The sequence below is a fragment of the Streptomyces sp. NPDC054813 genome (assembly GCF_053611365.1).
Genome location: NZ_JBSHAF010000005.1, coordinates 113315 through 136026, shown reverse-complemented (window position 1 = coordinate 136026; position 22712 = coordinate 113315). Strand labels below are relative to the sequence as shown.

Annotated in this window: 20 protein-coding genes; 17 read left to right on the top strand and 3 right to left on the bottom strand. The window is 71.5% G+C overall.

All coding sequences use genetic code 11. From position 1 onward, the window contains the following. Positions 1–101: 101 nt before the first annotated feature. Positions 102–926 (bottom strand): NAD-dependent epimerase/dehydratase family protein, encoded by an 825-nt coding sequence (locus ACWGJB_RS11500; protein WP_453379983.1) that lies wholly within the window; start codon positions 924–926, stop codon positions 102–104. Between the two features lie 267 nt (positions 927–1193). Between ACWGJB_RS11500 and ACWGJB_RS11495 the strand changes: the two genes are divergently transcribed. Beyond that, a complete protein-coding gene (locus ACWGJB_RS11495) occupies positions 1194–2135 on the top strand; it encodes a 5-dehydro-4-deoxyglucarate dehydratase (protein WP_360481692.1) in 942 nt (313 codons plus the stop codon). 128 nt (positions 2136–2263) lie between these two features. After that, positions 2264–3388 (top strand): hypothetical protein, encoded by a 1125-nt coding sequence (locus ACWGJB_RS11490; RefSeq protein ID WP_453379982.1) that lies wholly within the window; start codon positions 2264–2266, stop codon positions 3386–3388. Here the strand turns inward: ACWGJB_RS11490 and ACWGJB_RS11485 are convergent. Continuing rightward, on the bottom strand, positions 3331–4560 hold the full coding sequence (locus tag ACWGJB_RS11485) for an MFS transporter (RefSeq protein ID WP_453379981.1): 1230 nt from the start codon (positions 4558–4560) through the stop codon (positions 3331–3333). The two genes, ACWGJB_RS11490 and ACWGJB_RS11485, sit on opposite strands and share 58 nt — an antisense overlap. A 177-nt stretch (positions 4561–4737) precedes the next feature. On the opposite strand from ACWGJB_RS11485, the gene ACWGJB_RS11480 reads away from it, so the two are divergent. Beyond that, positions 4738–5319, top strand: coding sequence for a TIGR03086 family metal-binding protein (locus ACWGJB_RS11480; RefSeq protein ID WP_453379980.1), 582 nt, complete (start codon positions 4738–4740; stop codon positions 5317–5319). 110 nt (positions 5320–5429) lie between these two features. Here ACWGJB_RS11480 and ACWGJB_RS11475 read toward each other — a convergent pair whose 3' ends face one another. Beyond that, positions 5430–6215 (bottom strand): ABC transporter ATP-binding protein, encoded by a 786-nt coding sequence (locus ACWGJB_RS11475; protein WP_453379979.1) that lies wholly within the window; start codon positions 6213–6215, stop codon positions 5430–5432. 621 nt (positions 6216–6836) lie between these two features. Between ACWGJB_RS11475 and ACWGJB_RS11470 the strand changes: the two genes are divergently transcribed. The 14 genes from ACWGJB_RS11470 to ACWGJB_RS11405 all read left to right on the top strand — a co-directional run bounded on the left by ACWGJB_RS11470 (position 6837) and on the right by ACWGJB_RS11405 (position 22680). Then, positions 6837–7493 (top strand): GntR family transcriptional regulator, encoded by a 657-nt coding sequence (locus tag ACWGJB_RS11470; protein ID WP_453379978.1) that lies wholly within the window; start codon positions 6837–6839, stop codon positions 7491–7493. Then, entirely contained in the window at positions 7490–8401 is a 912-nt protein-coding gene (locus tag ACWGJB_RS11465) for a dihydrodipicolinate synthase family protein (protein WP_453379977.1), read from the top strand. The genes ACWGJB_RS11470 and ACWGJB_RS11465 overlap by 4 nt, the downstream gene beginning before the upstream one ends. Further along, positions 8398–10131: an L-arabinonate dehydratase gene (araD, locus tag ACWGJB_RS11460; protein WP_453379976.1), complete on the top strand. Its 1734-nt coding sequence runs from the start codon at positions 8398–8400 to the stop codon at positions 10129–10131. The genes ACWGJB_RS11465 and araD overlap by 4 nt, the downstream gene beginning before the upstream one ends. A gap of 115 nt (positions 10132–10246) precedes the next feature. Further along, the gene (locus ACWGJB_RS11455) at positions 10247–11182 is read left to right on the top strand and encodes a carbohydrate ABC transporter permease (protein WP_453379975.1); all 936 of its coding nucleotides are present in this window, start codon (positions 10247–10249) and stop codon (positions 11180–11182) included. Next, positions 11179–12063, top strand: coding sequence for a carbohydrate ABC transporter permease (locus ACWGJB_RS11450; protein WP_453379974.1), 885 nt, complete (start codon positions 11179–11181; stop codon positions 12061–12063). The genes ACWGJB_RS11455 and ACWGJB_RS11450 overlap by 4 nt, the downstream gene beginning before the upstream one ends. A 70-nt stretch (positions 12064–12133) precedes the next feature. After that, positions 12134–13282: a Gfo/Idh/MocA family protein gene (locus ACWGJB_RS11445; RefSeq protein WP_453379973.1), complete on the top strand. Its 1149-nt coding sequence runs from the start codon at positions 12134–12136 to the stop codon at positions 13280–13282. Next, entirely contained in the window at positions 13279–14118 is an 840-nt protein-coding gene (locus tag ACWGJB_RS11440) for a DUF6807 domain-containing protein (RefSeq protein WP_453379972.1), read from the top strand. Before ACWGJB_RS11445 ends, ACWGJB_RS11440 begins: the two co-directional genes overlap by 4 nt. After that, complete coding sequence (locus ACWGJB_RS11435; protein ID WP_453379971.1) at positions 14115–15653, top strand: family 43 glycosylhydrolase; 1539 nt, start codon at positions 14115–14117, stop codon at positions 15651–15653. The genes ACWGJB_RS11440 and ACWGJB_RS11435 overlap by 4 nt, the downstream gene beginning before the upstream one ends. 56 nt (positions 15654–15709) lie before the next feature. Next, positions 15710–17050 (top strand): ABC transporter substrate-binding protein, encoded by a 1341-nt coding sequence (locus ACWGJB_RS11430; RefSeq protein ID WP_453379970.1) that lies wholly within the window; start codon positions 15710–15712, stop codon positions 17048–17050. A 123-nt stretch (positions 17051–17173) separates the two neighbouring features. Beyond that, positions 17174–17947, top strand: coding sequence for a rhamnogalacturonan acetylesterase (locus tag ACWGJB_RS11425; RefSeq protein WP_453379969.1), 774 nt, complete (start codon positions 17174–17176; stop codon positions 17945–17947). Between the two features lie 47 nt (positions 17948–17994). Next, positions 17995–19281, top strand: a complete 1287-nt coding sequence (locus tag ACWGJB_RS11420) for a pectate lyase family protein (RefSeq protein WP_453379968.1) — start codon at positions 17995–17997, stop codon at positions 19279–19281. Between the two features lie 103 nt (positions 19282–19384). Next, the gene (locus ACWGJB_RS11415) at positions 19385–20515 is read left to right on the top strand and encodes a pectinesterase family protein (RefSeq protein ID WP_453379967.1); all 1131 of its coding nucleotides are present in this window, start codon (positions 19385–19387) and stop codon (positions 20513–20515) included. A gap of 1 nt (position 20516) precedes the next feature. Continuing rightward, positions 20517–21545 carry a pectinesterase family protein gene (locus tag ACWGJB_RS11410; protein WP_453379966.1) on the top strand — a complete coding sequence of 343 codons (1029 nt, stop codon included), beginning with the start codon at positions 20517–20519 and terminating at the stop codon, positions 21543–21545. A 31-nt stretch (positions 21546–21576) separates the two neighbouring features. Then, entirely contained in the window at positions 21577–22680 is a 1104-nt protein-coding gene (locus ACWGJB_RS11405; protein ID WP_453380273.1) for a right-handed parallel beta-helix repeat-containing protein, read from the top strand. Positions 22681–22712: the final 32 nt, after the last annotated feature.

The window sequence follows — 22712 nt, the reverse complement described above, 5'->3', positions numbered from 1 at the left end:
GCCGGGGGCCCCCCCCCCCCCCCGCCGTGGGCGATCGTTTTCCGCCGCCCGGCGTGATGCCGTGTCCGGTTGTCTTCCGCCCTCTCGCGTCTCGTTCGGGTTCAGTACGGCCAGATGGGCGGGTCGTTGACGAAACGGCCGCCCAGGTGGGTGTGGGCCGGGTTCTCCGGGTCCAGCTCGCCGTGTTCGGCGATCAGCTTCTCCGCGAACTGCTCGGAGTCGTCCTGCGGCTCGTAGCCGAGGGCCCGGGCGCTGGTCAGGTCCCACCACAGGCGGGTGTTGGCGGAGGAGCCGTAGACCACGGTGTGGCCGACCTCGTCGGCGGTCAGCGCCGCGTGGAAGAGCCGGGCGCCGTCGGCGGGGCTCATCCACACCGAGAGCATGCGCACGTCGGCCGGCTCGGCGAAGCAGGAGCCGATGCGGACGGAGACGGTCTCCAGGCCGTGCCGGTCCCAGTAGAGCTGGGCGAGGTCCTCGCCGAAGGACTTGGACAGGCCGTAGAAGGTGTCCGGGCGGCGGGGGGTGTCGATCGGGATGAGCGCCCTCGAATCGAGAGGCGTGTCCGTGCTCGGGGCCGGGGTGTAGCCGACGGCGTGGTTGGAGGAGGCGAAGACGACACGCGGCACACCGGCCTCGCGGGCGGCCTCGTAGAGGTTGTACGTGCCCTCGATGTTCGAGCGGAGGATCTTCTCGAAGGGTGCCTCCAGGGAGATCCCCGCGAGATGGAGGACCGCGTCCACGCCCCGTACCGCTTCCCGCAGCGCGTCCTGGTCGCCGAGGTCGGCGGTGATCGCGTCGGGTGCGCCGTCGATCGGGCGGACGTCGAAGAGACGCAGTTCGTAGCCGTACTCCGGGAGCAGGGCCCGCATCAGGGTGCCGAGCCCGCCTGCGGCGCCGGTGAGCAGTAGCGTGCGGGGAGTGGGCATCCAAGGTCTCCTTGGTCGGCGTCCTCTGGGTGATCCAGTGGTCTCATCCATGTATGACATTCACATGCATGGACACGCTAGGGAGATGCGGCGTACCGCGTCAAGTGTGCCGTGGAGTGCGGGAATCCGCTCGGATGTTGGTCGTTTGTCTCCTTGACCGACCCGGAGGGGGCCTCGTAACGTGGTCGCGTTCATGAATATGGACACCGATCAGACACATGCATCAAGGCTCGTGCATCAAGACACATGCATCAACAGGGAGCGCCCGTGACGCCAGCCCCTCTCGCCGCGCGGCTCCGTGACCCGCGCGGGCCGCTCTTCTTCCCCGTCACGGCCTACGGTCCCGACGGCTCCCTCGACCTCGACGCCTACCGCGAGCATGTGCGCCGGGGCGTCGAGGCCGGTGCCGCGGCCGTGTTCGCCTGCTGCGGCACCGGGGAGTTCCACGCGCTGCTGCCCGAGGAGTTCGAGGCCTGTGTGGGCGCGGCCGTGGCGGCCACCGAGGGCCGGGTACCGGTGATCGCCGGCGCCGGCTACGGCACCGCGCTCGCCGTGCGCTACGCGCGTCTCGCCGCGGCCGCGGGCGCCGACGGCCTGCTCGCCATGCCGCCCTACCTGGTGGTCGCCGGTCAGGAGGGCCTGCTGCGGCACTACCGGGAGGTGGCCGCGGCGACCGATCTCCCGGTGATCGTCTACCAGCGGGACAACGCGGTGTTCACCCCGCCCACGGTCGTCGAACTAGCCCGCACCGAAGGCATCATGGGCTTCAAGGACGGCCTCGGCGACCTGGACCTGATGCAGCGCATCGTCAGCGCCGTCCGCACCGAGGTCCCCGGCGACTTCCTCTACTTCAACGGCCTGCCCACCGCCGAACAGACCCAGCTCGCCTACCAGGCCATCGGCATCACCCTCTACTCCTCGGCCGTCTTCTGCTTCGTCCCCGAGATCGCCCTCGCCTTCCACGCCGCCCTGCGCGAGGGGGACCGGCCGACGGTGGAGCGCCTGCTGGACGGCTTCTACCGCCCGTTCGTCGAACTCCGCGCCCAGGGCCGGGGCTACGCCGTCTCCCTGGTCAAGGCGGGCGTACGGCTGCGCGGTCTGGACGTCGGCGAGGTGCGGCCCCCGCTGCACGAGCCGGGCGAGGACCATGTGAAGCAGCTCGCCCAGCTGATCGAGCGCGGGTACGCACTGCTGGAGGAGGGCGCGTGACGGCGTCGGCGGGAGCCGGGGGAGAGCGGCCGGAGGTGCCGGCGGGAGCCGGAGGGGGGCGGCCCAAGGCGTCCGCGAGATCCGCAGGAGGGCGGTCGAAGGCGTCGGCGTTCGTCTACCCCTGGGACGTGAACGGGGATCCCGGAGCCCCGGAGCGGATCGCCACGCTCGGCGTGGACCAGGTGACCCTCGCCTCGGCCTACCACTCGACCCGCGCGCTGACCCCCCGGCACCCGCGCCACCGCATCGTCACCGCCGAGTACGCGGCCGTCTACTATCCGGCGGGCGACCGCTGGGCGGGCCGCGGGCTCCACCCCCACCAGGCGGGCGACTGGGCCCCCGGCGACGCCTACGGAGAAGCCGCCGAAGCCCTGGCCGGCGCCGGCCTCGAGGTCCACACCTGGGTGATCCTCGCCCACAGTTCCCGCCTGGGCGCCGAGCACCCGGACACCTCGGTCGTCAACGCCTACGGCGACCGCTACCCCTGGGCCCCCTGCATCGCCCCGCCCGCCACGCGCGCGTACCTGACCGACCTCGCCGCCGAGGCCGCCGTCCGCCCGGGCGCGGCCGGCACCGAGCTGGAGTCCCTCGGCTGGTACGGCCTCCCGCATCTGCACGCCCACGACAAGACCGGGGGTGTCGCCCTCGGCGACGCCGGCCAGTACCTGATGGCGCTGTGCTTCTGCCCGGCCTGCCGGGCCGGGTACGGCGAACAGGGCCTGGACGCCGACGAGCTGGCCACCGCCGTACGGGAGGCCCTGGAGCCGCTGTGGCGGGGTGCGGCGGACGACGGCGGATGGCCGACGGTGGAGAAGCTGCTCGGCGAACCGGTGGCGGCGGCCACCCGCGCGTGGCGCGACGGACGGGCCCGCACGCTCCAGGAGGCGGCCGTGGCAGCGGTCCGCGCGGCGGCCCCCGAGGGCTTCCAGGTGCTGCTGCACGCCGACCCGGTGGCCTACCACTGCGGTGCCAACGCGGGCGTGGACCCCGCGCACGTGCTGTCGGTCGCGGACGGCGTCGTGGTGCCCTGCGCGGGTGGTACGGCCCTGCTGGCGCCCTTCGCGGAGCACGCGCGCGAGGACACGGTCCTGGCCGCCAACTTCACGGTGGTCTCCGGGATGGGCGGCAGCCCCGGCACCCTGGCGGCCGACGCGGCCCGGGCACGTGACCTGGGCGCGACCGAACTGCGGCTGTATCACGCAGGGTTGGCGTCCGACGGCGACCTGGCGGCGGTGCGGGAGGCGCTGCGCTGAGCCAGTGACCCGGCGGTGCCCAGCAGCGCACCGCCGAGGACCACCAACAGCAGCCGGTGGTCGACGAGTTCGACTAGGGCGGCCCCGACGGCCAGACCGACCACGTTCGGCGTGAACATCAGCGTGTCGGCGGTCGCCGTGGCCCGCCCCAGTGCCGCGGCCGGGATCTCCCGCTGTACGGCGGTGTAGGCGGCGATCAGCACACAGGGCAGCCCGAGCCCGCCCGCCGCACTGCACGCCAGCACCACCGCGTCGTACGGCACCGCCCGCGCGGCCACCGCGACCCCCGTCAGCGCGATGCCGTACGCCGCGAACCGGCGCTCGCCGAGCCGCCGCAGGGCGGGTCCTGAGACCAGCCCGACGGCGACCGAGCCGGCGCCCTGGACGGCGTACATCACGCCCGTGTAGGCGGGGGAGCGGCCGAGGGCGTCCACCACCGCGTAGTTCAGGCTGCTGCCGAGCGAGGCCAGACACATCGTGGCGCCGCCGGCACGCACCAGCGGACGCAGGGCCGGGTGCCCCCACAGCAGGCGGACGCCCTCGGCGGTCTGCCGCCGCCAGTTCCCGGTGGCCGGCCGCGGGTGTTCCTCGCGCACCCGGAGCAGCGCGCACACCCCCGCCGCCAGCACGAAGGTGCCGGCGTCCAGCAGCGCCACGCTCGGCCCGCCGTACGCCGTGTACAGCGCGGCGCCGGTCAGCGGGGCGACCAGCTTCATGCCCTCGCGGGCGGTCGTCCGCAGCCCGTTGAAGTCACCGAGGAGGGCCGGGTCGACGGCGGCGGCGACCAGGGCGGAGTTGGCCGCGTCCTCGACGACGCCTGCCGCGCCGTACAGGACGAGGACGGTGAAGAGGAGCCAGACGGAGCCGGGCGAGCCGACCGCCCGGAGGGGGAGCAGGAGGACGGCGAGGGCGAGGTTCAGGCGGATGAGCAGGGGCTTGCGGCGGACGCGGTCGGCGAGGGTGCCGAGGGCGGGGCCGAGGAGGGTGGGGGTCCACAGGGCGGCGGTGCACAGGGCGGCGAGGCCGTCGGAGCCGGTGAGGTCCTTGACCCAGACGCCCGACACGAGCCAGAGCGCGGAGGTGCCGAACCCGGACACCACGACACCGGTGAGGTAGAGGGCCGCGTTGCGGTCGCGGAGAAGGCGGGTCACGCTCCAGGAGGTTGCTGTCATACCTGGTCATCGTGGGTCTAAGGCGGGGGTGCGGGGATCGGGCAGGCGCCTTAGAAGGCCTTGGAAGGACAGTGCGTGAACTCCGGCCGAGCCCGAGGACGGGCGTGCCGATGAGTTTCGGCGGTCGCTCCGGTCTACCTCCTGAAGGCGACGACCGAGTCAGCAGGAGGAGCTGGAATGAACGGCACGACCATGATCGACCTCGGCCCCCAGACCAGGATCGTGGCGGCGCTCGCGGAGCGGGTGACGGACGAACATCTGGCCGGGGCGACGCCGTGCCCCGCCTACGCGGTCCGTCACATGCTGGGCCACGTGGCAGGACTCTCCGTGGCTTTCCGGGACGCGGCCCGCAAGGACCTGGGGGCAACGACCGCCACGCCTCCCGGCGCCGTCCTGCCCGACATCGGGCCTGGGTGGCGGGCGGAACTGCCCAAGGCCCTCGACGAACTGGCGGAAGCCTGGCGGGACCCGGACGCGTGGGGCGGGATGACCCGGGCGGGCGGGATCGACCTGCCGGGGGAGGTGGCCGCGGCGGTCGCCGCCGACGAACTGGTCATCCACGGCTGGGACCTGGCCCGGGCCACGGGACAGGAGTACGTCCCGGACCCGACGGCGCTGGAGGCGGCGTACGGCTTCCTGCGGATGGCGGCGCAGGGCGACCGCGGCCCGTTCGGGCCGGTCGTGCCGGTTCCGGAAGGGGCGCCGTTGCTGGCCCGGACGGTGGGGCTGAGCGGCCGGGATCCGGGGTGGAAGCCGTAGCGGGACTACTTGGGACCCGGTCCGTCAGGCGGGTTCGGCGTCGAGGGCGGGCCAGGCGGGGCGGCGGGTGTGCGCCCACGCGGGCAGGGCGGTCAGCGCTCCGACCGTCGTCAGGATGACGAGTACGGCAGTGAGCAGCCACCATGCCCGGTGGCAGGACCGTGTCCCCGAACAGCCGGTACAGGCCGAGCCCGGCCGGGACACCCGCCGCCGATCCGGGTACGGCGGCAAGGAGTTGTGCGACGCAGAGTGCCGAGACGGCCTGGCCGGGGGTGGCGCCGAGGGCCGGTGGCGACACGCTCGTCATGGGTGACCACGACCAGGGTCTGGCCGGCGGCGCGCAGTTCGCCGAAGAGGCGGAGGACGTCGTGTGTCGCGGCGCTGTCGCGGTTGCCGGTGGGTTCGTCCGCCAGGACCACCAGCGGTTCGTTGACCAGGGCGATGACGACCCGCTGCCGCTGCCCGCCGGACAGCTCCGAGGGCAGATGTCCGGCCCGGTCGGCGAGCCCGACCCGGTCCAGGAGCCCGGCGGCACTGCGCCGGGCGGTGCGCGGTGAGGCGCCGGAGAGCAGCGCGGGCAGTTCGACGTTCTCCGCCGCGGTCAGCTCGTCCATGAGGTGGAACCCCTGGAAGACGAATCCGACGGTGCGCCGCCGCAGCCTGGCCAGCGCACGTTCGCCGAGGTGGTCGATGCGCCGGCCGCCGAGCCACACCTCGCCGTCGCTGGGCAGGTCAAGACCGCCGAGGAGCTGCAGCAACGTCGACTTGCCGCAGCCGCTGGGCCCGGTCACCGCGAGCGTCTGCCCGGCCGGCACGTCGAGGTCGACCCCGTCGACGGCCCGCACCAGGCTCTCGTCCTCCCCGTACACCCGCGACAGCCCGACCGTCCGCAGCACCGGCCCGGGCGCCTCACCGCTGTGGTGGCGGGCCGGTCCGGCGCCCAGGCTGTCCGTGCCCCTCCGCCGTGACCGGCCCCGACCCGCGGCATGTTCCTCGTCATCCGATCCGTCCGCCTCTCCCACGCGGGGCGCGGGCGGACCAGGTCCGCTCGCACGCCTCCAGCCGGCGCACATCGACCTGACCCGCGTTCAGCGTCTCCCCCCAGCGGTCCGAGAGCCGCCGCCAACCGCCTGCGCAAGTCGTACCCGTGCGACGGCTCCTTGACCAGCGGCGCCAGCACCACGTCCTGCAACGGACCGCCCTCCTCTGCGAGGCGCATATAGGTAGCGGTTAGCCAATGGAGACGTCAACCCGCCCCCGAACCAAGCCTGTTGAGGGGGGTGCGGTGTCTCCCCACCGCACCGGCGCGTCATGCGGTGAACCGGTCTCGAACCCGCGCACCTGGCCCGGATGCTCCCTCCGTCCCACCCGTCTTTGTCAGAAGCATTGACGAAACACAGCCGTCCTCCTACCTTCATCCGCGTCGTACTTCGTACGTCATATATGAGACGCGATATGCGAGATCAGATACGTCAGACCGGCTCGCCGGAGCCGGTAGGTGACCCCGAGAGGCGCGCATGACCTCTGTGCCCATGCCGATTCCGTCCCGGACGCAGTATGTGCTGGACGCGATCAAGCACCGCATCCTCACCGGGCAGCTGACGCCCGGTCAGGCCCTGGTGGAGACCGAACTCGCCGCGCAGTTCGGGGTGTCCAAGACCCCCGTGCGGGAGGCGCTCAAGACCCTCGCCGGGACCGGGCTGGTCGTGATGAGCCAGTACAAGGGCGTCACGGTGCGCATGGTGGACGCGGACATGGCACGCGAGGTCTACGACGTACGGCTCCTTCTCGAACCCGAGGCGCTCCGGCGGGCCGTCAGGACAGGCGCCTCCCTGGACGCCGCCCGGGACGCGCTCACCCGGGCCGACGACGCGACCGACACCGCCGAACGCTCCCTCGCCAACCGGGACTTCCACCGCGCCCTCTACCTCCCGTGCGGCAACCCGCTGCTCGGCCGGATGCTCGACGAGGTCCGCGACCAGGCCGCACTCGTCTCCGCCGTCGCCTGGGCCGCCTCCCCCTCCTGGGAGCAGGAGGCGGGAGAGCACCGCGAGATCCTGCGGCTGGCTCTGGCGGGCGACGCCGACGGCGCCGCCGGTGCCCTGCACGCCCACATCGCGTCCTTCGTCGAGCGTGCGTACCCCGAAGCCCAGGCCAAGGAAGGACAGGAATGAGCAGCGTGGCGTTCGAGCCCCAACGGGCGGCCCTGGCCGACGTCGTGGCCATCCCGGTGACCCCCTTCGCCGCGGACGGCAGCGTCGACGAGGCCGCCCACCGGGCCCTGCTGCGCCGCCTCCTCGACGGCGGGATCCGCACCCTCACCCCCAACGGCAACACCGGCGAGTTCTACGCCCTCACCCCCGAGGAGCGGCGGCTCGTCACCGAGCTGACCGTCGACGAAGCCGGGGAGCGGGCCATGATCCTCGTCGGCGTGGGACACGACGTGCCGACCGCCGTAGCCTCCGCCCGGCACGCCCGGGAGTGCGGCGCCCGGATGGTCATGGTCCATCAGCCCGTCCACCCGTACGTCTCGCAGGGCGGCTGGGTCGACTACCACCGCGCCATCGCCGAGGCCGTGCCCGAGCTGGGCGTCGTCCCCTACCTGCGCAACGCCCAGCTGCCCGGCGCCCGGCTCGCCGAACTCGCCGACGCCTGCCCCAACGTGATCGGCGTCAAGTACGCGGTCCCCGACGCCGCCAGGTTCGCCGCGTTCGCCCGCGACGCCGGTCTCGACCGTTTCGTCTGGGTCGCCGGGCTCGCCGAGCCCTACGCGCCCTCCTACTTCTCGGCCGGCGCCACCGGCTTCACCTCCGGCCTCGTGAACGTCGCCCCGGCCGTTTCGCTGAACATGATCGAAGCGCTTCGATCCGGCGACTTCCCGGCCGCCATGAAGGTCTGGGAACAGATCCGCCGCTTCGAGGAACTCCGCGCGGCCCACGGCTCCGCCGACAACGTCACCGTCGTCAAGGAGGCCCTCGCCTCCCTCGGCCTCTGCCGCCGCGACGTCCGCCCGCCCAGCAGGCAGTTGCCCGAGAAAGAGCGCGCCGAGGTCGCCGCCATCGCCTCCGGATGGTCCATATGAACGCGCCCCGCAAGCAGCCCGGGGAACTCCGCAGCCACCAGTGGTACGGCACCGAGGGTCTGCGCTCCTTCAGTCACCGCGCCCGCACCCGCCAGCTCGGCTACCTCCCCGAGGAGCACCTCGGCAAGCCGGTCATCGCGATCCTCAACACCTGGTCGGACATCAACCCCTGTCATGTGCACCTCCGTGACCGGGCGCAGGCGGTCAAGCGGGGCGTGTGGCAGGCCGGCGGATTCCCGCTGGAGTTCCCGGTCGCCACGCTCTCCGAGACCTTCCAGAAGCCGACCCCGATGCTCTACCGCAACCTCCTCGCCATGGAGACCGAGGAACTGCTGCGGTCGTACCCGGTCGACGGGGCCGTGCTCATGGGCGGCTGCGACAAGTCCACCCCCGCCCTCCTCATGGGCGCCGCCTCCGTCGACCTGCCGGCCGTCTTCGTGCCCGCCGGCCCGATGCTCCCCGGCCACTGGCGGGGCGAGGTCCTCGGCTCCGGCACCGACATGTGGAAGTACTGGGACGACAAGCGCGCCGGTCTGATCGGCGACTGCGAGATGCAGGAACTGGAGAGCGGGCTCGCCCGCTCGCCCGGTCACTGCATGACCATGGGGACGGCCTCCACCCTCACCGCCGCCGCCGAGGCCCTCGGCGTGACCGTCCCGGGCGCGTCCAGCATCCCGGCCGTCGACTCGGGGCACGACCGGATGGCCGCCAGGGCGGGGATGCGGATCGTCGAACTCGTCCACCGGGACCGGCGGCTCTCCGAAATCCTCACCGAAGAGGCGTTCGCGGACGCCGTCACCACGGTCCTCGGGCTCGGCGGCTCCACCAACGCCGTCATCCACCTCATCGCCATGGCCGGGCGGGCGGGGGTGCGGCTCACCCTGGACGACTTCGACCGCATCGCCCGCACCGTGCCCGTCCTCGCCAACGTCCGCCCCGGCGGCCGGACCTACCTCATGGAGGACTTCCACTTCGCGGGCGGCCTCCCGGGCTTCCTCTCCCGCATCCCCGACCTGCTCCACCTCGACCGGCCGACGGTCTCCCACGACACCTACCGCGAGCAGCTCGCCGGCGCCCGGGTGCACGACGACGACGTCATCAGGACCCGCGGCAACCCGGTGGCAGCCGAAGGCGGAGTCGCCGTGCTGCGCGGCAACCTCTGCCCGGACGGCGCCGTCATCAAGCACATCGCCGCCGAACCGCGGCTCCTCAAGCACACCGGGCCCGCCGTCGTCTTCGACGACTACCGGACCATGCAGCGCACCATCGACGACCCCGCCCTCGGCATCACCGCCGACAGCGTGCTGGTGCTGCGCAACGCCGGGCCCAAGGGCGGCCCCGGCATGCCCGAGTACGGCATGCTGCCCATCCCCGGCCACCTGCTGAAGCAGGGCGTGCGGGACATGGTGCGGATCTCCGACGCCCGGATGAGCGGCACGAGTTACGGCGCCTGTGTGCTGCACGTGGCACCGGAGTCGTACGTCGGCGGCCCCCTGGCGCTCGTCCGCACCGGCGACTCCATCACCCTCGACGTCGAGGCCCGCACGCTCCGACTCGACGTCGGCGACGAGGAGCTGGCACGACGCCGGGCCGAGTGGACGCCGCCGCCCGTGCGCTACCGGCGCGGCTACGGCGCCCTCTACGACCAGCAGATCACCCAGGCCGACACCGGCTGCGACTTCGAGTTCCTGGCCCGGCCGGGCGAGGTCCCGGACCCGTACGCGGGCTGACCGCACCACCCACAACTGCCATCACCGCCCCCGATGATCGTCGAAGCGCTTCAACTGTATGCATCTAGCAAGCGCTTCCTGCACCCGCTGTAACCAAAGCGAACGGAGAACAGTCATGGCCCAAGCCGCAGCCGTGGCGAAACCGCCCGCGCCACCCCGGCGGCGCCGTGCCTCCGCGACGCCGCGCAGGCTGCCGTATCTGCTGATCGCCCCGGCGGCCCTGCTGATGCTGGGCTTCATCGCCTACCCGGTGCTCAGCGTCTTCTACTACAGCCTGCAGAACTACAACCCGACCAAGCCCTGGCGGAACGGCTTCGCGGGCCTCGGCAACTTCACCCAGGCCTTCGCGCACGACCCGCAGTTCTGGTCCACGCTGACCTTCAGCGCCAAGTGGGTCGTGGTGGAAGTCGGGTTGCAGCTGCTGTTCGGTCTGGCGCTGGCGCTCATCGTCAACCAGACGTTCGTCGGGCGGGCGCTGGGCCGGGCGCTGGTCTTCTCGCCCTGGGCCGTCTCCGGCGTGCTGACCTCCGCGATCTGGGTGCTGCTCTACAACTCCCAGACGGGCATCACGCGTTATCTCGCCGACGCGGGCATCGGGTCGTACGGCACCAGCTGGCTCTCCGACACCTCGACGGTGTTCCCGGCGGCCGTGGTCGCCGACCTGTGGCGCGGCGTCCCCTTCTTCGCGATCCTCATCCTCGCCGACCTCCAGTCCGTCTCCAAGGACCTGTACGAGGCCGCCGAGGTCGACGGGGCCGGCCGGATCAAGCAGTTCTGGCACATCACACTGCCGCATCTGAAGGACGCCATCGTGCTGGCCACCCTGCTGCGCGCGGTGTGGGAGTTCAACAACGTCGACCTGCTCTACACCCTGACGGGAGGCGGTCCGGCGGGGGAGACGACGACCCTTCCCCTCTACATCGCCAACACCAGTGTCGATGCCCACAACTTCGGCTACGCCTCCGCGCTGACCACGGTGGCGTTCGTGATCCTGCTCTTCTGCTCGGTGGTCTATCTGCGGCTGAGCAAGTTCGGAGGCGAGGCCAAGTGATCACCGAGATCGCCCCCGAGGCCGAACCCGCCGTGTCCGCACCCGCCCGGCCGGGGAAGCAGCGCCGCGCCTGGGACGAGGCCCCCCGCTGGCAGATCTACCTCCCCCTCGGGATCTACCTCGTCTTCACCCTCGTCCCCTTCTACTGGATCCTGCTCTTCGCCCTGCGCCCGGCCGGCTCCACCTCCCTGGTGCCCTGGCCGGTCACCTTCGAGCACTTCCAGAAGGTGTGGACCGAGCGCAGCTTCGGCACCTACTTCACCAACAGCGTCTACGTCGGTGTCGCCACCCTGGTGCTGACCACGGTCGTCGCGCTGGCCGGCGGCTACGCCCTGGCCCGCTTCGACTTCCGGCTCAAGCGCGGCTTCATGCTGGGCCTGCTCTGCTCCCAGTTCGTGCCGGGCGCGCTGCTCCTGGTGCCGCTCTTCCAGATCTTCGCCAGGCTCCAGATGATCAACTCGCTGGGCAGTGTCGTACTCGCCGAGACCGTCTTCCAGCTGCCGCTGTCGATGATCCTGATCAGCGGCTTCATCAGGAACGTGCCGTACTCCCTGGAGGAGGCCGCCTGGGTCGACGGCTGCAACCGGCTCACCGCCTTCCGGATCGTCGTCCTCCCGCTGCTGCGGCCCGGGCTGATCGCGGTCGGCTCCTTCGCCTTCGTGCACGCCTGGAACCACTTCCTGTTCGCCCTGATGTTCCTGTCCGACCAGAGCAAGCAGACCATCCCGGTCGGCCTCAACACCCTGATGAGCGCCGACAGCGTCGACCTGGGCGCGCTGGCCGCGGGCGGGATCATCGCCGCCGTACCGGTGGTGATCGTCTTCGCCTTCATCCAGAAGTGGCTGATCACCGGCTTCGGCGCGGGGGCGGTGAAGGGATGAGACAGCACACGGGCCGACCGGGCCGGACGCTTACCCTGCACGCAAAGATCGACAGCGCAGGGAGCATGCCGTGAACTCTTCGACCATCGACATCGTGCTGGCGGGGGCGCGCGGCCACGGCCGCTGGCACCTGGAGAACATCCGCCGCCTCCAGGAGAAGGGGGTGGTACGGCTCGCCGGCATCTGCGAGCTGACCCCGCTCGGCGCGGACGAGCTGCCGGAGGGCCTCGGCACGCCCGAGCAGTCCGCCGACTTCGGCGCCCTGCTCGACTCGACCGGCGCCCGGATCGCCGTGATCTGCACCCCGATCCCCACCCACACCGACCTCGCGCTGACCGCCGCCGAGCGGGGCGTTCACCTGCTCCTCGAAAAGCCGCCGGCACCGTCGTACGCGGAGTTCCGGCGGATGGCCGACGGGGTCGCCAAGGCGGGCGTGGTCTGCCAGATCGGCTTCCAGTCGCTGGGTTCGGGCGCCGTCCCCGCGATCCGCAAGCTGCTGGCACAGGGCGCGATCGGTGACGTGGTGGGGGTGGGCGGGGCCGGCGCCTGGGCCCGCGCCGAGTCCTACTACCGGCGGGCGCCCTGGGCCGGCAAGCGGCGCCTCGGCGGCGTGGACGTCGTCGACGGCGTCCTCACCAACCCCTTCGCACACTCCGTCGCCACCGGCCTCGCCCTGCTCGGCACCCCCCGCGCCGAGGACGTCACCGGCATCGAGACCGAACTGCTGCGCGCCAACGACATCGAGTCCGACGACACCTCCTGCGTCCGCGTCACCACCCCGCGCGGCCCGCTCACCGTCGCCGCCACGCTCTGCGCCGAGGAGCCCGGGGACCCCTATGTCCTGGTGCACGGCACCAGCGGCCGGATCACCTTCTGGTACAAGCAGGACCGGGTGCTGGTGCAGCGGGCGGGTCACGGCCCGCAGGAGACCGAGTACGGCAGCACGGACCTGCTGGAGAACCTCGCCGACCACCTCACCACCGGCGCCGAACTGCTGGTCGAACCCGACTCGACGGGCGCCTTCATGAAGGTAGTTGAAGCGATTCGACTGGCCGGCGCCCCGGCCGCCCTGCCCGCCGACGCCTGGCACTTCCTGCCCGAGGAGGGCCGCCGGGTCGTCACCGGCATCGACGCGCTGGTCGCGGCCTGCGCCGACACCCTCGCCCTCTACTCCGAGCTGTCCGCCCCCTGGGCCCCACCGAAAGCGGTGAGCACATGACAGACACCCTGGTGTTGCGGGTCGCGGGCCACCCGGTCGCCCGCTACGTCACCCGGCCCGAACTGCCGGCCCGCCTCTCCCCGCGTCCCCACCTGCATCCCGTCACCACCCTGGCCGGCACGGCGGTCACCGAGCTGACCCCGGCCGACCACACCCACCACCTCGGCGTCGGTGTCGCCGTTCCCGACGTCGAGGGGTTCAACTTCTGGGGCGGACGTACCTTCGTCCGGGACCAGGGTCCGACCGAACTGGACAACCACGGCACCCAGCGCCACCTGGCCTTCCAGCTGAGCGACCCCGACGGGTTCGTGGAAGAACTGCGCTGGGCCGCCGCCGACACCGAACTGCTGCGCGAGCGGCGCACGGTCGCCGCGACCGAACTCACCGACACCGCCTGGGCGCTGGACTTCACCTTCTCCCTCACCAACGTCACCGAGGGCCCGTTGTCGATCGGCAGCCCCGCCACCAGCGGACGCCCCGGCGCGGCCTATGGCGGCTACTTCTGGCGGGCCCGCAAGGAGGCCGCCGCCCCGGACGTCTTCACGGCCGACCGGCAGGGCGAGCGGGCGGTGCACGGCCGGAGCGCCGACTGGCTGGCGCTGGCCGGCACCGGCTGGACCCTCGTCTTCGCCGGGGCCACCGCGGACACCCGCCGCGACCCCTGGTTCGTCCGCACCGCCGAGTACCCGGGCGTCGGCTCCTCACTGGCCCCCGTCGAAAGGCTGCCGGTCGCGCCCGGCGGGACCGTCGTACGGCGCGTCGTCACCGTCGTCGCCGACGGGCGGCTCGGGCGGGGCGAGGCGGCCGCACTGGTCCGCAAGGCGGTGACCCGGTGACCACCTTCACCAACCCGGTCCTGAACGCCGACTGGTCCGACCCGGACGTCGTCCGCGTCGGCGACGACTTCTACCTCACCGCCTCCAGCTTCGGCCGCGCCCCCGGACTGCCCCTGCTGCACTCCCGCGACCTGGTCGGGTGGACCCTCGTCGGCCACGCCCTCGAACGCCTGGAGCCCGAGGAGCGGTTCACCGTCCCGCGCCACGACTGCGGGGTCTGGGCACCCTCGCTGCGCCATCACGACGACCGTTTCTGGATCTTCTGGGGCGACCCCGACCAGGGCGTCTTCCAGGTCAACGCCCCGGAGTTCCGCGGCCCTTGGACCCGCCCCCAGCTGGTGAAGGAGGGCAAGGGCCTCATCGACCCCTGCCCCCTGTGGGACGACGAGACCGGCGAGGCCTACCTCGTGCACGCCTGGGCGAAGTCGCGCTCCGGGATCAAGAACCGGCTGACCGGCCACCGTATGCACCCCGACGGCACCTCGCTGCTCGACACGGGCAAGGTGATCGTGGACGGGGACCGGATACCGGGATGGTTCACCCTGGAGGGCCCCAAGCTCTACCGGCACGACGGCTGGTTCTGGATCCTCGCGGCCGCCGGGGGAGTGGCGACCGGCTGGCAGGGCGCCCTGCGCTCCCGCGGGTTCTTCGGTCCGTACGAGGAACGGATCGTCCTGGAACAGCGGGACACCGACGTCAACGGACCGCACCAGGGCGGCTGGGTGCGCACGGCGGCGGGCGAGGACTGGTTCCTGCACTTCCAGCAGCGCGGCGCGTACGGCCGGGTGGTCCATCTCCAGCCGATGCGGTGGGGCCGTGGGGGCACCTCCCGCTCGAGCGAAGCCGAGAACGGGGGAGGCTGGCCGGTGATCGGGGACGACGGCGCGCCCGTCGCCGTACCCCCGAGGCCCCGTCTGCCGGCGCAGCCGCCCGCCGCGCCCGCCACCGACGACGACTTCCCCGGCGGACGGTTCGGCCGCCAGTGGCAGTGGACCGCCAACCCGGGCGAGGGCTGGGCCACCCAGCACTCGGGGGACGGCCTGCGGCTGGCCTGCGTGCGCTCGGCGGACGCCCACGACCTGCGGCGCCTGCCGCACGTGCTGACCCAGCGGCTGCCCGGATCACCGTGCGCCGTCGAGGTCGTACTCCGGCTGGAGAGCAAGGAACCTGGTGCGCGGGCGGGGCTCGCGGTCCTCGGGGACGCCTTCGGCTGGATCGGGCTGGAGCGCGGGCCGGACGGGGCGGCACGGCTGGTGCACCGGTTCGCCGAGGCCGTCGCCGACCGCGAACGCGACGCCTCACGGAGCTGTCCGGCGCCCGGGGGCCTGGCCCGGCTGCGGATCCAGATCGGCACCGGGGCGCGCTGCCGGTTCTCCTACGACATCGGGGCGGGCGCCGTCCCGTCCGGACCGGTGTTCGCCGCCACGCCCTGGCGCTGGGTCGGCGCCCTGCTCGGTCTCTTCGCCGTGGCGCCCGAGGGGCCGGGCCATGCCGGGGCGGCCGCCTTCACACAATTCCGGATCAGCGCCGAGTAGCCGAACGTCCGCACCACCTCACATCTCCATTGGATCCAGAAGAAGAGAGCCGACCAATGAAGAGCAGCATCCGCATTCGCAGAAGCAGGCGTGCGGCCGTCGCCGTCGTCCTGGGCTCCGTGCTCGCCCTGACCGCCACCGCCTGCGGCGACGACGGCAGCGGCAGCGCGGGGGGCAAGGGCAACGAGGGCTCCGGCAAGGGCACGATCACCTTCTGGGACAACAACGGCGGTGTCCGCACCGACGTCTGGAAGCAGATCATCGCCGACTTCGAGAAGCAGAACCCCGGCATCAAGGTCGACTACGTCGGGGTGCCCGCCGCCAGTGTGCAGTCCAAGTACGACACCTCCATCCAGGGCGGCGGACTCCCCGACGTCGGCGGTGTCGGCACCGCGATGCTCGCGGAAATCGCCGCGCAGGGTGCGCTCGAGCCGCTGGACAGCCGGCTCGCGAAGAGCTCCCTGAACGGCAAGCTCAACGAGAAGTTCCTGGAGAGCGTGAAAGCCGCCGGCGGCGACGGGAAGACCTATTCCGTGCCGACGTCCGCGAACAACGGCACGCTCTGGTACCGGACCGATCTGTTCAGCGCGGCCAAGCTGGACCCGCCGACGACCTGGACCAACTTCTTCGCGGCCGCCGACAGACTCACCGACAAGGGGAACAACAAGTTCGGGTACACCATCCGGGGCGGTGAGGGGTCGATAGCCCAGGCGCTGGACGCCATGTACGGGCAGAGCGGGATCACCTCGTTCTGGAACGGCGACAAGACGACGGTGAACGACCCGAAGAACGTCGCCGCTCTGGAGAAGTACGCCGGGCTCTACAAGAAGGACACTCCGTCCGCCGACGTCAACAACGACTTCACCAAGATGGTCGCGCAGTGGGACTCCGGCACGATCGGGATGCTGAGCCACAACCTCGGTTCCTACGCCGACCACGAGAAGGCGCTGAGCGGGAAGTTCAAGGGCATTCCCAATCCCACGCTCGACGACGGGACCCGGGTGCAGGTGTCCAACCCGGTCGACGGGCTCGGGCTGTTCAAGTCCAGCAAGAACAAGGCCGCCGCCTGGAAGTTCATCGAGTTCGCGGCGTCCCACGAGGCCAACAGCGAGTGGAACGAGTCGGCGGGGCAGGTGCCGGCGAACGACGAGGCGGCGCAGGACGCGTGGGTACGGGCGTCGGAGCCGACGAAACTGGCCGCCGAGGCGCTCAACGGGGCGTCCACCAAGATCGTGCAGCTTCCTTACTACCTGCCGGACTGGAACACCGTTTCCAAGGCCGACAACGAGCCGAACTTCCAGAAGGTGCTGCTGGGGAAGCTGACGGCGAAGGAATTTCTGGACACGTTGGCCGATCAGCTTGATAAGGCTCAGGCGGACTGGAAGAAGAACCACTGAGGCAGTCGTTCGGCTGCAGGCCGGCTGTGGCCGGTCGCGCCCACGCGGCGGAGCCGCACGTTGATACAGCCCCGCGCCCCTTTGGGGCGCGGACCTCACCCCCTGTTTGAAAGGCACATCGTCGTGTCACTCACGCGCAGACAGGTAACTTCCGCAGCCCTTGGTGCCGTTCCTCTGGTCGGTCGCTCTTCCGAGAAGAACCATCGCACCCTTTACATCGCCGGAGACTCCACCGCCGCCCAGAAATACGCCGACGCGGCCCCGGAGACCGGGTGGGGAATGGCTCTCCCCTTCTTCCTGCGGAAGGAAATCGCCGTCTCCAACCAGGCTGTCAACGGCCGGAGTTCCAAGAGCTTCGTCGAAGAGGGGCGGCTCGACGCCATCCTCGCCACCGTCCGGCCGCATGATCTGCTCCTCGTCCAGTTCGCGCACAACGACGAGAAGAGTGACGATCCCACCCGGTACACCGAGCCCTGGACGACGTTCCAGGAGCATCTGCGGATGTACATCGACGGGGCCCGCGCCAAGGGGGCCCGGCCCGTGCTCGCCACGCCCGTGGAGCGGCGGAGGTTCGACGCCGACGGCAACGCCGTGCCGACCCACGGCGACTACCCGGCGGCGATGCGTGCGCTCGCCGCCCAGGAGCGTGTGCCGCTGCTCGACATCGAGGCGCTGTCGCTCGCGCTGTGGCAGTCGCTCGGGGCCGAGGCGACCAAGACGTACTTCAACTGGACCGACACCGAGCAGGACAACACGCACTTCAATCCGCCGGGCGCCATCGCCGTGGCCCGGCTCGTGGCGCGGGAGCTGCCGCGCAGCCGGGTGCTGGCCCGGCACGACGTCATCCGGCTGCACCAGGACATCCCCACGTCCTGGATCACCTGGCCACCCGCATAGCTGAGGAGACCCGCACAGTGCGCACATCTATATGTCATGGACGCGTCATGGTGGCGGTCGTGGGCTGCACTGCCCTCGTGCTCGCCGTGACCGGGACCGCCCAGGCCGCCGCCCCGCACCGGGCCGCGCTCGAACGCCAGGTGCTGGGCGCCGACGACGGCTGGGGCGCCGCCACCACCGGGACCACCGGCGGGGCCGCCGCCGACTCCGCGCACGTCTACACCGTCACCACCTGGGACGGGTTCAAGGCCGCCCTGGCCGACGGAGGCAGCGCGCCGAAGATCATCAGAGTCAAGGGCGCCATCGACGCGGACGGGCCGAGCTGTGACTCGTTCGCCGTGCCCGGCTACGACTTCGACGCCTACCTCGCCACGTACTCACCCGAGGTCTGGGGGCGCTCCACCAACCTGGACGGCGAGCCCGACGACAGCCCGGAGGGGCTGCGCCGCGCCTCCGCCGCCCACCAGGACGCCTACATCAAGGCGGACATCCCGGCCAACACCACCATCGTCGGCATCGGCAAGGACGCCGGTTTCAAGGGCGCCAGCCTGCAGATCAAGGCCGTCGACAACGTCATCGTCCGCAACCTGAACTTCGAGAGCCCCCTCGACTGCTTCCCGCAGTGGGACCCGACCGACACCGCCGACGGCAACTGGAACTCCGAGTACGACAGCGCGGTGGTCTACGGGTCGACCCATGTGTGGATGGACCACAACACGTTCACCGACGGCGACCACCCGGACAGCACCCTGCCCTACTACTTCGGGCGGATCTACGAGCAGCACGACGGTGAACTGGACATCGTCAAGGGCGCCGACTACGTCACCGCCTCCTGGAACGTCTTCGAGGACCACGACAAGACGATCCTCATCGGCAACAGCGACAGCGCGTCCACGGCCGCCGTCGACCGGGGGCACCTCAAGGTCACCTTCCACCACAACCTGTTCTCCGACCTGGTGGAGCGGGCGCCGCGGGTGCGGTTCGGGCAGGTCGACTCCTACAACAACCACTTCGTCGCCGAGGACGGCTACGGCTACAGCTACGGCATCGGCATTGAGTCCCAACTCGTCGCCGAGCACAACGCGTTCACCCTGCCCGACACGGTCGGGGCCGGTTCGATCCTGAAGAAGTGGAACGAGTCGACGCTCACCGCCGACGACAACTACGTCAACGGTGAGCCGACGGACCTGATCGCGGTCCACAACGCGCAGATCCCGGCCGAGACCCTCCAGGCGGGCTCGACCTGGACCCCGACCCTGCGCACGAGGATCGACCCGGCACAGGCCGTGCCACGCATCGTCGACTGCGGGGCCGGGGCCGGCCGACTGCGCTGACCCCGTCGCGTCCTCGGGCCGAGGCGCCCCACCGCCCCGGCCACCTCTCTCACCGAGCCGCACCGCGAACCTCACCAGATCCGCACCGCGAAGGAGCATCCGCATGCCCTCGCACCATCCTCGACTCCCCCTGTCCAGAAGGGGCTTCCTGAGCGCGGGCGCCGGGGCGGCCGCCGCGCTCGGCCTCGCCGCCGGCCCCGCGCGGGCCGTCGTCGGCGGCCGCCGCCCGTTCGGGCGGTACGGGTCGCCCGAACGCCGTCTCACCCCGGAGACCTTGTACGTCGACCCGCACGGCCGCGGCGACTCCACCACCGTCCAGGCCGCCGTCACCGCCGCCACCGGCAGCGGCCGTACCCTCGTCCTCGCCCCGGGCGTCTACCGGGAGACCGTCGCCCTCGACACCACTCGCACCGAGGCCACCTGGATCGGCGCCTCCGAGGACCCGCGTGACGTCGTCATCGTCTACGACAACGCGGCCGGCACCGCCAAGCCCGGCGGCGGGACCTACGGCACCACCGGCTCCGCCACCACCACCGTGCAGGCCGACGGCTTCACCGCCCGCTGGATCACCTTCGCCAACGACTGGGTGCGCGCCGACCACCCGGACATCACCGGCACCCAGGCCGTCGCACTCAAGGTGCAGGGCGATCGCAGCGCTTTCCACCACTGCCGCTTCCTCGGGCATCAGGACACCCTGTACGCCGACTCGGCGGCCCTCGGTGTCTTCGCCCGCCAGTACTTCGCCCACTGCGATGTCGCGGGTGACGTCGACTTCGTCTTCGGGCGGGCGACCGCGGTGTACGAGCGGTGCCACTTCCGCACCCTGGACCGGACCGACCTGGCGGCCGCCCCGTACGGGTTCGTCTTCGCGCCCTCGACGGCGGTCCTCAACCCGCGCGGCTATCTGGTGACCGGGAGCCGTGTCACCAGCGAGGCCCCGCCCGCCTGCTACAAGCTGGCCCGCCCCTGGGTGCCCAGCTCCGACACCACCGCCCGGCCCTCGCTCGTCGTCCGGGACAGCCGGCTCGGCCCCGGCATCGACGCGGTCGCGCCCTACACCAACATGTCGGACGCCTTTCCCTGGCAGAGCCAGCGCTTCGCCGAGTACCGCAACCTCGGCCCCGGCGCCGAGATCACTGTTGCCGCCAACCGGCCCCAACTCACCGCCGGGCAAGCCGAGTCCGCGACCCGCGAGACCTATCTCGGCGACTGGACCCCGTGGAAGGGGTGCTGACGTGCCGTCGAGACGTACTCTGCTCGCCGCCGCCATCGCGGTCGGCGCCTCGTCGGCCTTCGCCCGGGACCGCGACCGCCGTGTCCTGCACGTCCGTCCCGGTGACTCCGTCCAGGCGGCGGTGGACGCGGTGTCCGGGCCGGGCTGGACGCTGGTCGTGCACCCGGGGACCTACCGCGAAGTCGTGAACGTGCCCGCGGACAAGGTGCGGTTGACCCTGCGCGGTGCGAGCCGTGACCCCCGGGCCACCGTGATCGTCTACGACAACGCCAACGGGACGCAGAAGCCGGACGGGTCCGGGACCTACGGCACCGCCGGTTCCGCGACCTTCGCCTCCGCGGCGGCCGGACTCGTCGTCCGGGATCTCACCCTCGCCAACGACTGGCTGCGCGCCGACCACCCGGAGATCACCGGGACCCAGGCCGTCGCCGCGTACCTCACCGGGGACCGTACGCACGTCGAGAACGTGCGGCTTCTCGCCCACCAGGACACCCTGTTCGCCGACACGACCGAACTCGGCTCCTTCGACCGGCAGTTCTTCCACCGCTGCTACGTCGAGGGTGACGTGGACTTCGTCTTCGGGCGGGCGGTCGCGGTGTACGAGAACTGCCACTTCCGGACCCTGCGACGGGACGTGGACTTCACTCCCAAGGGCATGGTGTTCGCCCCCTCGACCGCCCGTGCCGACCCGCACGGGTTCCTCGCCGTCCGCTGCCGGTTCTCCTCCGGGGCGGAGGACGGGGCGTACAAGCTGGCGCGGCCCTGGGTGCCGACGTACGAGACCACCGCCTGGCCCTCGCTGGTCGTGCGGGACAGTCTCATCGGCCCGGGCATCGATCCCGTCGCGCCCTACACGAACATGCGGGACGCCTATCCCTGGCAGTCCATGCGGTTCCACGAGTACCGGAACACCGGGCCGGGCGCGGTGATCACCGTCCCCGGGAACCGGCCCCAGCTCAGCGCCGCCGAGGCCGCGTCGCACACCCCTGCCGCCTACCTCGGCGACTGGAAACCCGTCCACCCGCTCTGATCGACGAAAGGACCCGCACGTCATGCGTCGTATCAGCACCTTCACCGCACTCGCCGTGACCACGGCCTCGCTCGGACTCGCCGTGCTCGCCACCCCGGCGCACGCGGCCACCGTCGTGGTCAGCAACTCCACCGACCTGACCAACGCCGTCAAGAACGCCACCGCCGGCACGGTCATCCAGGTCCGCGGCGGCACCTACTACCCGACCGCCACCCTCCAGTCCACCGCCAACGGCACCTCGTCGGCGCCGGTCACCCTCACCGCGTACGGCTCGGAGACCGTGAAGATCGACGGGTCCTCGCTGCCCTCCGGCTCCTGGATCTTCAAGCTGACCGCCGACTACTGGAACGTCTCCGACATCACCTTCCAGAACTCCCCGGACAGCGCGGTCGTCTGCCAGTCCTGCACCGGGACCAACTGGAACAACATCAAGACCATCGACGGCGGCGACTCCGGCTTCACGCTCACCGGGGACGGGACGGTGAACAACACCGTCAAGAACATCGACTCCTACGGCAACTACGACGCCGCCACCCACGGAGAGAACGCCGACGGGATCGCCGTCAAGTTCGGCTCGGGCACCGGGAACCTGATCTCGGCGGCTCGGACGTACAACAACTCGGACGACGGGATCGACTTCTGGTCCTTCTCCTCGCCGGTCACCATCGAGCACACCTGGTCCTTCGGCAACGGATACAACCGCTGGGGCGACTCGGCGTTCGCCGGTGACGGCAACGGCTACAAGCTGGGCGGCGACGGCGAGGTGGTCGCGCACGTCGTCAACAACTCGGCGGCCTGGGGCAACGCGGGCAACGGGTTCACCGAGAACTCCAACACCGGCGCGATCGTCATCAACCGCACCACCGCCTACGCCAACGGCAACTGGGGCTACTACTTCGCCACCAGCGCCGCCCGGCTCGGCAAGAACCTCGCCGTGAGCAACGGGAGCGGTCTGGTCAGCAAGGGCTCCTCGGTCGTCTCGGCCGGCAACAACTGGGACAGCGGGATCAGCACCCCCGCCTTCAGGTCGACGGACGCGAGCAGCACGTACAACGCCCGCAGCTCCAGCAGCACACTGCCCGCCACCACCTTCCTGACGACCGGCAGCACCACCATCGGGGCCACCATGGACTGACCCGGACATCCGGAACCATTCCCTCCAGGGCG

What these genes read in the sequence shown, in the direction of transcription:
- ACWGJB_RS11470 (WP_453379978.1), top strand. Translation starts at nt 6,837, where the DNA reads ATGACCTCTGTGCCCATGCCGATTCCGTCCCGGACGCAGTATGTGCTG.
- ACWGJB_RS11430 (WP_453379970.1), top strand. Translation starts at nt 15,710, where the DNA reads ATGAAGAGCAGCATCCGCATTCGCAGAAGCAGGCGTGCGGCCGTCGCC.
- ACWGJB_RS11420 (WP_453379968.1), top strand. Translation starts at nt 17,995, where the DNA reads ATGGTGGCGGTCGTGGGCTGCACTGCCCTCGTGCTCGCCGTGACCGGG.
- ACWGJB_RS11465 (WP_453379977.1), top strand. Translation starts at nt 7,490, where the DNA reads ATGAGCAGCGTGGCGTTCGAGCCCCAACGGGCGGCCCTGGCCGACGTC.
- ACWGJB_RS11440 (WP_453379972.1), top strand. Translation starts at nt 13,279, where the DNA reads ATGACAGACACCCTGGTGTTGCGGGTCGCGGGCCACCCGGTCGCCCGC.
- ACWGJB_RS11485 (WP_453379981.1), bottom strand. Translation starts at nt 4,560, where the DNA reads ATGACAGCAACCTCCTGGAGCGTGACCCGCCTTCTCCGCGACCGCAAC.
- ACWGJB_RS11455 (WP_453379975.1), top strand. Translation starts at nt 10,247, where the DNA reads ATGGCCCAAGCCGCAGCCGTGGCGAAACCGCCCGCGCCACCCCGGCGG.
- ACWGJB_RS11480 (WP_453379980.1), top strand. Translation starts at nt 4,738, where the DNA reads ATGAACGGCACGACCATGATCGACCTCGGCCCCCAGACCAGGATCGTG.
- ACWGJB_RS11500 (WP_453379983.1), bottom strand. Translation starts at nt 926, where the DNA reads ATGCCCACTCCCCGCACGCTACTGCTCACCGGCGCCGCAGGCGGGCTC.
- araD (WP_453379976.1), top strand. Translation starts at nt 8,398, where the DNA reads ATGAACGCGCCCCGCAAGCAGCCCGGGGAACTCCGCAGCCACCAGTGG.
- ACWGJB_RS11415 (WP_453379967.1), top strand. Translation starts at nt 19,385, where the DNA reads ATGCCCTCGCACCATCCTCGACTCCCCCTGTCCAGAAGGGGCTTCCTG.